General features: G+C 59.6%; 13 protein-coding genes. 8 read left to right on the plus strand and 5 right to left on the minus strand.

The window, feature by feature from the left end; translation table 11 throughout:
* Window positions 1–41 precede the first annotated feature (41 nt).
* Window positions 42–2297, plus strand: a complete 2256-nt coding sequence (locus tag ACR0FE_RS08025) for an NADP-dependent malic enzyme (RefSeq protein ID WP_480912246.1) — start codon at window positions 42–44, stop codon at window positions 2295–2297.
* A gap of 3 nt (window positions 2298–2300) precedes the next feature.
* Window positions 2301–3173, plus strand: coding sequence for a ribokinase (locus ACR0FE_RS08030; protein WP_480912249.1), 873 nt, complete (start codon window positions 2301–2303; stop codon window positions 3171–3173).
* Here the strand turns inward: ACR0FE_RS08030 and msrA are convergent.
* The 3 genes from msrA to ACR0FE_RS08045 all read right to left on the minus strand — a co-directional run bounded on the left by msrA (window position 3170) and on the right by ACR0FE_RS08045 (window position 5592).
* On the minus strand, window positions 3170–3841 hold the full coding sequence (msrA, locus tag ACR0FE_RS08035) for a peptide-methionine (S)-S-oxide reductase MsrA (protein ID WP_170680156.1): 672 nt from the start codon (window positions 3839–3841) through the stop codon (window positions 3170–3172). The two genes, ACR0FE_RS08030 and msrA, sit on opposite strands and share 4 nt — an antisense overlap.
* Before the next feature lie 98 nt (window positions 3842–3939).
* Window positions 3940–4221 (minus strand): SCP2 sterol-binding domain-containing protein, encoded by a 282-nt coding sequence (locus tag ACR0FE_RS08040; protein WP_170612731.1) that lies wholly within the window; start codon window positions 4219–4221, stop codon window positions 3940–3942.
* A gap of 144 nt (window positions 4222–4365) precedes the next feature.
* Window positions 4366–5592 (minus strand): argininosuccinate synthase, encoded by a 1227-nt coding sequence (locus tag ACR0FE_RS08045; protein WP_170680158.1) that lies wholly within the window; start codon window positions 5590–5592, stop codon window positions 4366–4368.
* Window positions 5593–5733: 141 nt separating this feature from the next.
* On the opposite strand from ACR0FE_RS08045, the gene ACR0FE_RS08050 reads away from it, so the two are divergent.
* Together ACR0FE_RS08050 and ilvA are read left to right on the plus strand one after the other, a co-directional pair.
* Entirely contained in the window at window positions 5734–6495 is a 762-nt protein-coding gene (locus ACR0FE_RS08050; protein ID WP_170612727.1) for a hypothetical protein, read from the plus strand.
* A 58-nt stretch (window positions 6496–6553) separates the two neighbouring features.
* Window positions 6554–7780, plus strand: coding sequence for a threonine ammonia-lyase IlvA (gene ilvA / locus ACR0FE_RS08055; protein ID WP_480912253.1), 1227 nt, complete (start codon window positions 6554–6556; stop codon window positions 7778–7780).
* Window positions 7781–7796: 16 nt separating this feature from the next.
* Here the strand turns inward: ilvA and ACR0FE_RS08060 are convergent, their stop codons facing one another.
* The gene (locus ACR0FE_RS08060; RefSeq protein ID WP_480912254.1) at window positions 7797–8126 is read right to left on the minus strand and encodes an Hpt domain-containing protein; all 330 of its coding nucleotides are present in this window, start codon (window positions 8124–8126) and stop codon (window positions 7797–7799) included.
* A 161-nt stretch (window positions 8127–8287) separates the two neighbouring features.
* Between ACR0FE_RS08060 and ACR0FE_RS08065 the strand changes: the two genes are divergently transcribed.
* Window positions 8288–9562: a PP2C family protein-serine/threonine phosphatase gene (locus ACR0FE_RS08065; RefSeq protein ID WP_480912256.1), complete on the plus strand. Its 1275-nt coding sequence runs from the start codon at window positions 8288–8290 to the stop codon at window positions 9560–9562.
* On the opposite strand, the gene ACR0FE_RS08070 is transcribed toward ACR0FE_RS08065, so the two are convergent.
* The gene (locus ACR0FE_RS08070) at window positions 9559–10002 is read right to left on the minus strand and encodes an NUDIX hydrolase (RefSeq protein WP_170612719.1); all 444 of its coding nucleotides are present in this window, start codon (window positions 10000–10002) and stop codon (window positions 9559–9561) included. The genes ACR0FE_RS08065 and ACR0FE_RS08070 overlap by 4 nt on opposite strands.
* Window positions 10003–10078: 76 nt before the next feature.
* Between ACR0FE_RS08070 and hslO the strand changes: the two genes are divergently transcribed.
* The 3 genes from hslO to ACR0FE_RS08085 are packed head-to-tail and all read left to right on the plus strand — an operon-like array spanning window position 10079 to window position 12805.
* Window positions 10079–11065: an Hsp33 family molecular chaperone HslO gene (gene hslO / locus ACR0FE_RS08075; protein ID WP_480523080.1), complete on the plus strand. Its 987-nt coding sequence runs from the start codon at window positions 10079–10081 to the stop codon at window positions 11063–11065.
* The gene (locus ACR0FE_RS08080) at window positions 11040–11654 is read left to right on the plus strand and encodes a CoA pyrophosphatase (RefSeq protein ID WP_480912259.1); all 615 of its coding nucleotides are present in this window, start codon (window positions 11040–11042) and stop codon (window positions 11652–11654) included. The genes hslO and ACR0FE_RS08080 overlap by 26 nt, the downstream gene beginning before the upstream one ends.
* Window positions 11651–12805, plus strand: a complete 1155-nt coding sequence (locus ACR0FE_RS08085) for a CCA tRNA nucleotidyltransferase (protein ID WP_480912262.1) — start codon at window positions 11651–11653, stop codon at window positions 12803–12805. The genes ACR0FE_RS08080 and ACR0FE_RS08085 overlap by 4 nt, the downstream gene beginning before the upstream one ends.
* Window positions 12806–12985: the final 180 nt, after the last annotated feature.

The following is a 12985-nucleotide window of genomic DNA, read 5'->3' on the forward strand; positions in this document are numbered from 1 at the left end:
TGAGGCAATCGTCCCGCAGATGTAAAGAAACGACCCATCACATGCCCAAAGCGAAGATCACCAACGAAGAGGCGCTGGCCTTTCACCTGGAACCAACCCCCGGAAAGTGGGAGGTGCAGGCCACCGTTCCCATGACCACGCAGCGGGACCTGTCGCTGGCCTACAGCCCCGGTGTGGCCGTTCCCTGTGAAGCCATCGCTGAATCGCCCGAAACGGCCTATGACTACACCAACAAGGGCAACCTGGTGGCCGTGATTTCGAACGGGACCGCTGTGCTGGGTCTGGGAAATCTGGGCGCGCTGGGCTCGAAACCGGTGATGGAAGGCAAATCGGTCCTGTTCAAACGGTTCGCCGATGTGAACTCGATCGACATCGAACTGGATACCGAAGACCCGGACGAGTTTTGCCGCGCGGTGCGGCTGATGGGACCGACCTTTGGCGGCATCAACCTCGAAGACATCAAGGCGCCCGAATGCTTCATCATCGAACAGCGTCTGAAGGAAGAGATGGACATTCCGGTCTTCCACGACGACCAGCACGGCACGGCGGTGATCTGTGCGGCGGGCCTGCTGAACGCGCTGCATATCTCGGGCAAGAAGATTGAAGATGTGAAGATCGTCCTGAACGGTGCGGGTGCTGCAGGGATCGCCTGTATCGAACTGCTCAAGGCGATGGGCGCGCGGCATGACAATTGTATCGTCTGCGACACCAAGGGTGTAATCTATCAGGGCCGCACCGAGGGTATGAACCAGTGGAAGTCGGCCCACGCTATCTCGACGGAGCTGCGTACGCTGGACGAGGCCATGATGGGTGCCGACGTCTTCCTGGGTGTGTCGGTCAAGGGTGCGGTCACGCAGGACATGGTGGCCAGCATGGCCGACAATCCGGTGATCTTTGCGATGGCGAACCCCGACCCCGAGATCACTCCGGAAGAAGCGCACGAGGTTCGGGTAGATGCCATCGTCGCCACCGGGCGTAGCGACTATCCGAACCAGGTGAACAACGTTCTGGGTTTTCCCTACTTGTTCCGTGGGGCGCTGGATATCCATGCCCGTGCCATCAATGACGAGATGAAAATCGCTTGTGCCCATGCTTTGGCCAATCTGGCACGCGAGGACGTGCCGGATGAGGTTGCGATGGCCTATGGCAAATCTCTGACATTCGGACGGGATTACATCATTCCGACGCCGTTTGACCCGCGCCTGATCCATCGTATCCCGCCTGCCGTGGCCAAGGCCGGGATGGATACCGGTGCGGCGCGGCGTCCGATCGTCGACATGGACGCCTATGAGCTGAGCCTGAAGTCCCGCATGGACCCGACGGCCAGCATCCTGCGCGGTCTGAACGCCCGCGCCCGCGCCGCGCAAAGCCGGATGATCTTTGCCGAGGGTGACGATCCCCGTGTGTTGCGCGCAGCCGTGATGTATCAGCGTTCGGGCTTCGGCAAGGCCCTGGTCGTTGGCCGACCCGATGACGTCAAGAAAAAGCTCGAGGACGCTGGCCTCGGGGACGCAGTGCGTGAGTTGGAGGTGGTGAATGCGGCAAACACCACGCATCTCGAGACTTACAAATCTTTCCTGTACAACCGGCTTCAGCGTAAAGGCTTTGATTCCAAGGATATTCACCGCCTTGCCGCGCGGGACAGGCATGTGTTTTCATCCCTGATGCTGGCCCACGGCCACGCAGACGGGCTTGTGACCGGTGCGACGCGTAAATCCGCGCATGTTCTGGATCGTATCAATCACGTGTTCGATGCCGACGCCACCCATGGTGCGGCCGGGGTTACGGCGCTGCTGCACAAGGGGCGCATCGTTCTGATCGGCGACACGCTTGTCCATGAATGGCCGGACGAGAACGACCTGGCCACAATCGCCGAACGCTCGGCCGCCGTGGCGCGCCATATGGGGATCGAGCCGCGGGTCGCCTTTGTCAGCTTCTCGACCTTCGGGTATCCGGTCTCGGAGCGGGCGGAAAAGATGCACCGCGCGCCAGCGGTTCTGGACCAGCGCGGCGTCAACTTCGAATACGAAGGCGAGATGACCGTGGATGTTGCGCTGAACGTGGATCAGCAGGCGGCCTACCCGTTCTCGCGCCTGACCGGCCCGGCCAATATCCTGATCGTGCCTGCGCGTCACTCAGCGTCGATTTCAACCAAGCTGATGCAGGAAATGGGCGGCGCGACGGTGATTGGCCCGATCCTGTCCGGGGTCGACAAGCCGATCCAGATCTGCTCGACCGTATCGACGGCGAATGACATTCTGAACATGGCCATCCTGGCCTCTTGCGATATCGGGTAAGTCATGACGATCTGGAACCTCGGTTCAATCAACGCGGATATGGTTTACGCACTGCCGCACCTGCCTGCGCCGGGGGAAACTCTGGCCGCAAATGGGCTGGAGCGTTTTTTGGGCGGCAAAGGGGCGAACATGTCCGTCGCCGCCGCTCGGGCCGGGTCGCATGTCTGCCATATCGGGGCGGTTGGTCTAGATGGGCGCTGGGCAAAGGACCGGCTGACAGAATACGGCGTGGACACCCGCCACATTGCCGAAGTTGACACACCTACAGGCCATGCGATCATCGCGGTGGATGCGCAGGGCGAGAACCTGATCGTCCTGTACCCTGGCGCCAATCATGCATTGCAGGCGGATCAGTTGGGCCAAGCACTGTCCGCGACCGATACCGGCGATCTGCTGGTGATGCAGAACGAAACCAACGCGCAGGTCGAAGCGGCCCGGCTGGGGCACGAACTGGGTCTGACCGTCTGTTACGCCGCAGCCCCGTTTCAGGCCGATGCGGTCAAGGCGGTTTTACCTTACCTCGATTTCCTGATCCTGAACGAGGTGGAGGCCGAGCAGCTACAGCAGGAAACCGGTCTGAACGCCAATGATCTGCCCGTCCGGCATGTCATCGTAACCCTCGGATCAAAAGGCGCGCGCTACTATCAACGGGGTGCCGAACCACAGGACTTTCCAGCCCATGCGGTCAAGGCTGTCGATACAACAGGCGCGGGGGATACATTCACCGGCTACGTACTGGCTGGAATGGACCGGGGGCTGCCGATGGAGCAGGCCATCGCACAGGCGACCCGCGCCGGCGCCCTGATGGTCATGCGGCACGGGACGGCTGACGTTATTCCCGATCTGAAGGAAGTGCGGGCAGCTCGGTTCGACTAGGACCCGGCGAAGGGCGCATCACTGCCCCACAGTTGTTTGACCCGCGCATCGCGTCCGCATGCTTTGCGGTAGGCCTTGTAAGCGCTGCTCTGACGTTTGGGGCCAAAGCGGGTTAAGACCAGTTTGTCGCCTTTGTAATAATCCTGATGGTATTTTTCGGCCGGGTAGAACGTGGATGCGTTCAGAATGGGTGTGACCACCGTTTGCCCCAATGCTGATTGCGCATTGGACTTGGCTTTTTCCGCCAGCACCTTTTCCCCTGTGTTAGAGACGAAGATGGCCGTCCGATAGCTGTCGCCCCGGTCGCAGAACTGCCCACCGGCATCGGTTGGGTCGACCGAGCGGAAAAACATGTTCAGCAGCGTTTCACGTGACACACGCGACGGATCGAATGTGATCTGAACGGCTTCGTAGTGACCTGTTCCTCCACGTGTCACCTGTTTGTAGGTCGGATTGTCCACCGTGCCGCCCGTATAACCCGAAACGGCGCCGGTCACGCCGGGGACGGATTCAAAATCGGATTCAACACACCAGAAACAGCCACCCGCAACCGTCAGTGTCTCGGTCCCGGCGGCAGGCGCGGGCAGTGCGCGCAGCAGCGCGGCCAGAACGATCAGAATGAACAGCAGGGTCGGTTTGAAACAAACGGCATTTGCAGTCCGGGTCATGGCAGGTCTCCTTCCAGAGACAGGCTGCCCCGTGTTCCCCGATCATGCAATCCGCTGACATCGTTTGTCACATGCTGGTGAAACGAAGTTATCGCGCGCTAACCCAGCAACTGCCCCAGCTTCATCGCCACGCCCATGTTGCCCGAGATTTTCAGCTTGCCCATCGCGATGCCCGTCATCGGGTTCAGCTTGCCGGTCAGCAGCTTTGTCAGGTTGTCCCTGGAAATCCGAATGGTGCAGTCAGTGTCCTGATCCGTCGTCGACGCCATGTTGTCCGCCAGAACGATGACGCCATCCGCGCCGCAATCGAATTTGAGCGATCCGTCAAAGCTTTTGCCGTTCAGACCTTTCTGAATTCCGTCGGCGATCTCTTGCAGCATGTGTTGTCCTTTTCCCAATTGACCTTTGCGTAAGGACAAACGGGGGCCGCGGGCAAGGGTGACGCAACAGGAACCGCAGCACGCAACAAAATAACCCCGGCACCGGATTGCGGGCCGGGGTTTTAGAATTCGGTCGAGCAGGGCTTATTTTGAAAGCCGCTTGTCCCGCGCCGCCAGTAGTTTCAGGCGCAGGGCGTTCAGCTGGATGAATCCGGCTGCGTCCTTCTGATCATAGGCACCGGCGTCTTCCTCGAAGGTCACATGCGCCTCGGAATACAGCGAATGATCCGACCAGCGGCCCACGGTCGAGGCCAGGCCTTTGTACAGTTTCACACGCACGGTGCCGGTGACGTGTTCCTGAGACCTGTCAATTGCGGCCTGCAGCATTTCCCGCTCGGGCGAGTACCAGAAGCCGTTGTAGATCAGCTCGGCATATTGCGGCATCAGCTGGTCTTTCAGATGCATCGCGCCGCGGTCCATTGTAATGGACTCGATCCCGCGATGCGCCTCCAGCAGGATGGTGCCGCCCGGCGTTTCATAGATGCCGCGCGATTTCATGCCCACGAACCGGCCTTCGACCAGGTCCAGACGGCCGATACCGTGCTTGCCGCCATATTCGTTCAGCTTGGTCAGGATGGTCGCGGGGCTCATCGCCTCACCATTGATGCTGACCGCATCGCCTTTTTCAAAGCCGATTTCGATGAATTCCGGCTCGTTTGGCGCATCCTCGGGGTGGACGGTGCGTTGGTAGACATAGTCGGGCGCCATATCGGCGGGATCTTCCAGAACTTTGCCCTCGGACGAGGTGTGCAGCAGGTTGGCGTCGACCGAGAAGGGTGCTTCACCGCGTTTGTCTTTGGCAATCGGGATCTGGTTCGCCTCGGCAAATTCCAGCAGCTTGGTGCGGCTGGTCAGGTCCCACTCGCGCCACGGGGCGATGACCTTGATGTCGGGGTTCAGCGCATAGGCCGCCAGTTCAAAGCGGACCTGATCGTTGCCCTTGCCGGTTGCGCCATGGGCGACGGCATCGGCACCGGTGGCTTGTGCAATCTCGACCAGACGTTTTGAAATCAGCGGACGCGCGATCGAAGTGCCCAGCAGGTACAATCCTTCGTACTGCGCATTGGCGCGGAACATCGGGAAGACGAAATCGCGCACGAACTCTTCGCGGATGTCCTCGATATAGATGTTTTCAGGCTTGATCCCCAGCAGCTCGGCCTTTTGGCGGGCGGGTTCCAGTTCCTCACCCTGACCCAGATCGGCGGTAAAGGTCACGACCTCACAGCCATACTCGGTCTGCAGCCATTTCAGAATGATCGAGGTATCAAGGCCACCGGAATAGGCCAGAACAACTTTCTTGGGCGCGGACATCTGACTTCCCCTTATGCGTAGAACGCTTGGCCCCTAGCGGGTTTTGGACCCGGGGGCAAGCTGTGTGGATTGACGCAGGGCGGGAATTGGGGTGAAACAGTTGGAAAGAGAACAAGGATTGGTTGAGAGGGCGGTTTTCAGATGCTGGGCTGGGAGATTTTTGCGCATTCGGTGCGGATGGTATTCGGGAATTTCAGACAGGTTTTGCAGATCGCACTGGGACCGGCCGTGATCGCAACCGCCGTGATCGTCGGGCTGTTTCTGCTGCTGGGAATTCCACTCGAGTCGTTTGATGACACCGCCAATGCGTCGCCAGAAAACCTTGGTTCGATTACGGTCTTTACCTTTTTGGTTGTCGTCGTGGTGTTCATCGTGATGTTCTGGATCGCCGTGTCCTGGCACAGGTTCATATTGTTGGAGGAATACCCCAGCGGGCTGTTGCCCACATTCCGCTTCGACAGAATTCTCGCTTATCTGGGCCGCTTTGTTTTGTTGGGCCTGTTGATGGCAATCGGGTTCATACCGGTCGGGCTAATTCTGTCTGTCCTGGGTGAAAGCGCCGGACTGATCGCGGTTGTCATAAGCTTCGGTGCCGCACTAGTTCTGGTTGTTTGCTTCTACCGCTTGTCCATCATCCTGCCGGCTGCCGCGATCGGCAACCCGATTACACTGGGCGATGCATGGAACCGAACATCGGGTGTGGCTGGCGCGATTGTTGTTCTGCTAGTGGTCAGTTTTGTGTTTCAGATTCTGGTGCAGTTTGCGCTTGCGGCGCTTGCCATTATCCCGGTTCTGGGCGTTTTGCTGACCGTGTTTTTCGGATCTCTCATTCTGCCGATGATCAATGTCAGCATCCTGACCACGATGTATGGGATCTTTGTCGAAAAACGCGAACTCACCTGAGCCGCGTACACATATGTATTCCTTGCCCTTCTCGCACTGATGCGGCACTGAAACGGTCATGACTGATTTCATGACCCGCGCCCGTGCCGCCGAACAGGCGATGCGCACCGTGTTTCCGCCAACGCCGTTGCAGCGGAACGCCCATCTGTCCGACCGGTTTGGGGCTGATATCTGGCTCAAGCGTGAAGACCTCAGCCCTGTGCGGTCTTACAAGATCCGGGGCGCGTTCAACGCCATGCGCAAGCAACCGGGTCAGGATCTGTTTGTGTGCGCCAGTGCGGGCAATCACGCGCAGGGCGTGGCCTATATGTGCAAGCACATGGGTGTGAACGGTGTGATTTTCATGCCCGTGACCACCCCGCAGCAAAAAATTCAGAAAACCCGCATCTTTGGCGGCGACAATATCGAGATTCATCTGACCGGGGACTATTTCGACGACACGCTGAAGGCGGCGCAAAAATGGTGTGCGGAAAAAGGCGGGCATTTCCTGTCGCCGTTCGACGACGCAGACGTGATCGAAGGGCAGGCCTCGCTTGCAGTCGAGATCGAGGAACAGCTGGGCGGTGTGCCTGATCACCTGCTGTTGCCGGTGGGCGGCGGCGGGATGTCGGCGGGTGTGGCGACCTGGTTCGGGGATCGCACCCATTGCCTGTTCGTGGAACCGGCAGGCGGGGCCTGCCTGCGCGCGGCGCTGGCGGCGGGTCATCCGGTGGCGCTGGATCGCGTCGACACATTTGTCGATGGCGCCGCCGTCGGCCAGATTGGCGAAAAGCCCTTTGAACTGCTGCGCAATTGCCACCTGTCGGATGTTCTTGTGATGTCCGAAGATCGCATCTGCGCCACCATGATCGAGATGCTGAATGTCGAAGGCATCGTTCTGGAGCCCGCCGGTGCGCTGGCGGTCGAGGCTGTGACGGATGTTCAAAGCTTTGTGCGCGGCAAGACCGTGGTCTGTGTCACCTCGGGCGGCAACTTCGATTTCGAGCGTCTGCCCGAAGTGAAGGAGCGGGCGCAGCGCTATTCCGGCGTCAAAAAGTATTTCATCCTACGCCTGCCCCAGCGCCCCGGTGCGTTGAAAGAGTTTCTGGGCATTCTCGGCCCCGAGGATGACATCGCGCGCTTCGAATATATGAAGAAATCGGCGCGCAATTTCGGCTCGGTCCTGATCGGGATCGAAACCCGCAAGCCGGAAAACTTCATGCGGCTGTTTGCGCATCTGGATGAGGCCGGGTTCACCTATACCGACATAACTGAAGACGAAACACTGGCCCAGTTTGTGATCTGAGCGCAAAAAGCAGCCTCTAACTAAGGCTCTCTGCCCGGTTTGCTAAAAATACTGCCCGGGATTCATCGTAGGCGGTCAGAATTGCGTTCAGATCCACATTGTCGCCTTCACCGGCTGCTGCCCGCCGTTCGCCATCCTGGCAAAGTTTGGAAAACTGATCGAATCCCAGGCTCAGCGCGCTGCCCTTCAGGAAATGCAGATTTTGTTCCAGTTCTGCCCGCGTGGTATCATTGTGCAAACGCGCAAGAGCTTCCTGAACCTCATCCAGAAAGATCTGCGCCACCTCGTCAAACTCGTCGGCGCCAACCTCATCCCGCAATTGTCTGACCCTGTGCCAGTGGATCATGGCGCCCTTCCCGCCTCGTTCTGTTGGCCATGGAATTAACATCTGTGCGGTAAAGGTCCGGTTAAGCCGGTCGAAGAAACCTCGGATTGCACCTTCATCGGATGTTAAATCACCGCGCGCTAGGGTTGTGACATTCGAAAACGCGTGCGGTGCAGAGGGTGATGGTGTCAGGACCCGGACAGGCGGAAGCCAGCGCAGAGCTGGAGTTTGGTGCGATCCGCAGGGTGCTGGTCGTGGATGACAGCCGCCTGCAACGGCGCATTCTGGTCGCATCCCTCAGAAAATGGGGGTTCGAGGTGATCGAGGCGGACGGCGGTGAAGCCGCCATTGCCTTATGTGCCGAAAGCCTTCCGGATCTGGTTGTCAGCGATTGGGTCATGCCGGGGATGAGCGGGCTGGAATTCTGCCGCGCCTTCCGGGCGCTGGGCGGCGATCACTACAGCTATTTCATCCTTCTAACTTCCAAAAGCGAAAAGCAGGAGGTCGCGCGCGGGCTGGATGCCGGTGCAGACGATTTTCTGATCAAACCGCTCGAGGCGGATGAGTTGCGCGCCCGTATCTCGGCCGGTGCACGCATTCTGGATATGCAACGCGAACTGTCGGAAAAGAACCGTCTGATCGAAAACGCGCTGAACGAGTTGAAGCAGGCCCACGACGCCATCGACAAGGACCTGATGCAGGCCCGAAAGATCCAGCAGTCACTGGTGCCCGAGTTCAGCCGGGAATTCGGCAATTCCCGGGTCAGCCTGTTGCTCAAACCATGTGGCCACATTGGCGGTGACCTTGTTGGCATGTTTTCCCCCGGCATCAATCGCCTTGGGTTTTACAGCATTGATGTGTCCGGGCACGGTATCACTTCGGCGATGATGACAGCGCGTCTGGGCGGGTATCTTTCCAGCACACATTTCGATCAGAACGTGGCGATGGAGCGTCGGTTCGACAAGTTCTATGCCTTGCTTCCACCGGAACAGGTCGCTGCAACGCTCAACTCACGCCTGATGGCGGATGCCGGTGTCGAAGAATATTTCACGATGGTCTACGCCATTGTCGATCTGCGCAACGGTCATGTGAAAATGGTGCAAGCAGGGCATCCGCACCCGCTTCTGCTGCGGCAGGATGGCAGCGCTGAGTTTCTGGGTGAGGGCGGTCTGCCGATCGGCTTGCTGCCGGATGTTCACTTCCAGCAGACCGAACTCTACCTCAAGCCCGGCGACAAGCTGATGCTGTATTCTGATGGGTTCACGGAATGCCGCCTGGCCGATGGCGGTTTGCTGGACGAATCCGGATTGCAGCAAATGGCGCTGGGCTGCGCGTCGGACCGGGCAGGAAGCGAGTTTCTGGACGACATGTTCTGGCAGCTCACCCAGGCCGCTTCGCCCGGTGAAGGCATGGACGACGATGTCTCGGCCGTTTTTTTTGAGTTTAATGTTTGTTAGAGCCTGTTCAAATGAAGTCTGGCAAAGTGCCGATCGCCGCCGTTGCCCAACATCTCAACCGCGTCCGCGCCATGCATCCACAATGCTTCGTGAAAGGGTTCGCTGGGCGGGCCCATGCGGCGCACAGGCCTTGCGCGATAGATCAGGCAAACCTTTTCGGCCCACAGATCATATTCCGGCATGAACGTGAACCGTCGGAACGCGCCGATGCGCCGGGGCGCGGCGATTTGCCAACCTGTCTCCTCGTAAACCTCGCGGTGCAGCGCAGTGATCGGGGATTCGCCGGGATCGATACCGCCACCGGGTAACTGAAGGTCTGGCCCAGGTTCGGTCTGGCAGGTCAGCAACAGGTGCCGGCCTCGCGGCAGCAGACCGTAAACGCCCACCCTGCGTATGTACTTGCGCCCCGGTTCCGGGGTTTCACCGAACCGTCTGATCATGTATGGCCCCTTACAACCCAATCTGTTCGACCTATATGGTGGCGGTATGCCAACCCGTGGCGTGTAAGGAAACCCCATGTCTCTTGGAACGAAAATCGCGTGGGACGACACCGTCCTGCCCTTTCAACTCGATGTATCGGATATGCGCGGCCGCGTGGCCCGTCTGGATGGCGTTCTGGACGGCATCCTGAAACAGCACGACTATCCCGAAAAGGTCGAGGCATTGGTGGCCGAGATGGCCCTGCTGACCGCGCTGATCGGACAGACCGTCGCGTTGCGCTGGAAGCTTTCGCTGCAGGTACAGTCCAAGGGTGCGGTGCGGATGATCGCAACGGATTATTACGCGCCTCAAAAAGAGGGTGAGCTTGCCCGCATCCGCGCTTATGCAAGCTTTGACCGCGATCGGCTGACCGATGCCGCGCCGTTTGATCAGGTGGGCGAAGGCTATTTCGCGATTCTGATCGATCAGGGGAAAGGCACACAGCCCTATCAGGGCATCACACCGCTGGCCGGCGGTTCGCTCAGCGCCTGCGCCGAGGCATATTTTGCGCAATCCGAACAATTGCCAACCCGGTTTTCGCTGAGCTTTGGCAAATCGACTGAACCCGGCGTCGGCGAACACTGGCGCGCGGGTGGTGTCATGTTGCAGCATATGCCCAAGGCTTCGCCCTTTGTGGCGAGCAGTCAGGGCGAAGGCGAAATCCTGACGGCAACGGATCTGGTCGACGGGGAAGAAGGCGAAAACTGGGGCCGTGTCAATATCCTTCTGGATACGGTCGAAGATCTGGAGCTCATCGGGCCTTCGGTGGCACCCACCGACCTGCTGATCCGCCTGTTTCACGAGGAACAGCCCCGCGTTTATGACGCGCAAGCCGTGCAGTTCGGCTGTACCTGTTCCGAGGACCGTGTACGGCAGAGCCTGTCGATTTATTCCGCCAAGGACATCGAAAAGATGACCACGCCCGAAGGTCTGGTGACGGCTGACTGCCAGTTCTGTGGCGCACATTACGTGCTTGACCCCGAAACCGTGGGTTTCGATGCCAAAGAGTCCGGCGGTGCATGACCTGACTGAACAGCTCAGGGCGGCCCTGCGCCGACCGGGCGGTGGGTCCAGCGATTTTGACCTGAACCCGGATGCGGTTCTTCCGCCGGGGCGGAAACTGCGTCCTGCGGGTGTGCTGGTGCCAATTTCGCTGGTCGGAGACCAGCCGCGCCTGATCCTGACCAAACGGTCGTCGGCCCTGAAACACCATCCCGGGCAGATCGCCTTTCCGGGTGGCAAGCAGGACGGTGACGATGCCGACGTCACTGCCACGGCCCTGCGCGAAGCCCGCGAAGAGATCGCGCTGCCACCTGAACTGCCCGAAATCCTGGGACACCTGCCCGCGCATGAGACCGTGACATCGTTTCAGGTGACACCGGTCGTCGCCATATTGCGGCGGCCATTCACCCCGATCCCCGAACCCGGTGAGGTGGAGGAAGTTTTCTCGGTTCCGCTTGCACATGTCCTCAACCCTGCGAATTATATCGTGGAATCGCGTCGTTGGAGGGGCCAGAGACGGCACTATTTCACGGTTCCGTTCGGTCCTTATTACATCTGGGGCGCAACGGCCCGCATGTTGCGGGGATTGGCAGCACGGTTGAATGAATGAAGCGGATTATTGAACCCTGGGTTACGGAACCGGCAACGCAGAAGGTCTGTGCGGCCCTGACAGAAGCCGGGGCGCAGGCGTTGTTTGTCGGTGGTTGCGTGCGCAACGCTTTGTTGGGCGAACCGGTGTCGGATATCGACATCGCCACAGATGCGCCGCCGGAACGGGTCATACAACTTGCACGGCATGCGGGCCTCAAGGCTATCCCTACCGGAATTGATCACGGAACCATAACGGTTGTTTGTCACGGCATCGCGCATGAAATCACCACGTTCCGCCGGGACGTGCAAACGGACGGTCGCCGGGCCGTGGTGGCATTTTCGGATAAGGTGGAAGAAGACGCCGCCCGCCGTGATTTCACCATGAATGCTATCTATGCCGCGCCGGACGGGACGGTTCGTGACCCGTTGAACGGCCTGCCGGATCTGAAGGCGCGCCGGGTCCGTTTTATCGGAACCGCCGAACACCGCATTCGCGAGGATTACCTGCGATCCCTGCGCTTTTTCCGGTTTCACGCCTGGTATGGCGATCCGCAGGCCGGGTTCGATCAGGATGCGCTGGCGGCGATTGCGGCTAACCCGGACGGGCTGCGTCAACTGTCGCGCGAACGGGTCGGGGCCGAGTTGCTGAAGCTGCTGGCAGCCCCTGATCCCGCACCGTCGGTGGCGGGAATGCGCAGTACCGGCGTTCTGATGCAAGTGCTGCCCGGGGCGGATGACAGATCACTGGCGCCGCTGATTGCACTGGAACAGCAGGCGGGCGCGTCCCCTGACGCAGTGCGCAGGCTGGCAGCCATTGCAACACCCGAAGACGCCGCGACCCTGCGCCTTAGCCGGGCGCAACTGCAGCGGCTGACCCGAATGCGGGAAGAGGCCTCGGGGACCGCAAGCGTGGCCGAGTTGGGTTATCGCTATGGCGAAGAGGGTGGATTGCACGAAACCCTGTTGCGCTGTGCGTTGCTGGAACAACCCTGGTCGGATGACCTGAAACAGCAGTTGAAAGCTGGCGCGGCGGCCCGTTTTCCAATCGGTGCAACGGACCTGATCCCCGATTTTTCCGGGCCCGCACTGGGCCAGAAACTTGCCGAACTGGAGCGCCGTTGGATCGAGTCGGGCTTCCGGCTAAGCCGCAAAGAGCTGCTTGCCGATTAGCGCGAGGTCTCAAAAAGGGATGACAAGTCAAATCGTTTGTGGTTACTTGCCCCTGTCACATGGATGGAGGAATGCGAATGTATTACGGGATCTGGTTCGGCTAAAGCCGGAACACTTTGACCCGTAAGGGTGGTGTTCTGGCGCCATCTTTCTTCGCACGCCCCTAGTTTATGCTCAATC

It is taken from the genome of Ruegeria sp. K7 (genome assembly GCF_056531785.1).

Bases quoted from the DNA above. Each gene is read 5' to 3' on its own strand.
- ACR0FE_RS08050 (WP_170612727.1), top strand. From the start codon at position 5,734: ATGCTGGGCTGGGAGATTTTTGCGCATTCGGTGCGGATGGTATTCGGG.
- ilvA (WP_480912253.1), top strand. From the start codon at position 6,554: ATGACTGATTTCATGACCCGCGCCCGTGCCGCCGAACAGGCGATGCGC.
- hslO (WP_480523080.1), top strand. From the start codon at position 10,079: ATGTCTCTTGGAACGAAAATCGCGTGGGACGACACCGTCCTGCCCTTT.
- ACR0FE_RS08065 (WP_480912256.1), top strand. From the start codon at position 8,288: ATGGTGTCAGGACCCGGACAGGCGGAAGCCAGCGCAGAGCTGGAGTTT.
- ACR0FE_RS08070 (WP_170612719.1), bottom strand. From the start codon at position 10,002: ATGATCAGACGGTTCGGTGAAACCCCGGAACCGGGGCGCAAGTACATA.
- ACR0FE_RS08080 (WP_480912259.1), top strand. From the start codon at position 11,040: ATGCCAAAGAGTCCGGCGGTGCATGACCTGACTGAACAGCTCAGGGCG.
- ACR0FE_RS08060 (WP_480912254.1), bottom strand. From the start codon at position 8,126: ATGATCCACTGGCACAGGGTCAGACAATTGCGGGATGAGGTTGGCGCC.
- ACR0FE_RS08040 (WP_170612731.1), bottom strand. From the start codon at position 4,221: ATGCTGCAAGAGATCGCCGACGGAATTCAGAAAGGTCTGAACGGCAAA.
- msrA (WP_170680156.1), bottom strand. From the start codon at position 3,841: ATGACCCGGACTGCAAATGCCGTTTGTTTCAAACCGACCCTGCTGTTC.
- ACR0FE_RS08025 (WP_480912246.1), top strand. From the start codon at position 42: ATGCCCAAAGCGAAGATCACCAACGAAGAGGCGCTGGCCTTTCACCTG.
- ACR0FE_RS08045 (WP_170680158.1), bottom strand. From the start codon at position 5,592: ATGTCCGCGCCCAAGAAAGTTGTTCTGGCCTATTCCGGTGGCCTTGAT.
- ACR0FE_RS08085 (WP_480912262.1), top strand. From the start codon at position 11,651: ATGAAGCGGATTATTGAACCCTGGGTTACGGAACCGGCAACGCAGAAG.
- ACR0FE_RS08030 (WP_480912249.1), top strand. From the start codon at position 2,301: ATGACGATCTGGAACCTCGGTTCAATCAACGCGGATATGGTTTACGCA.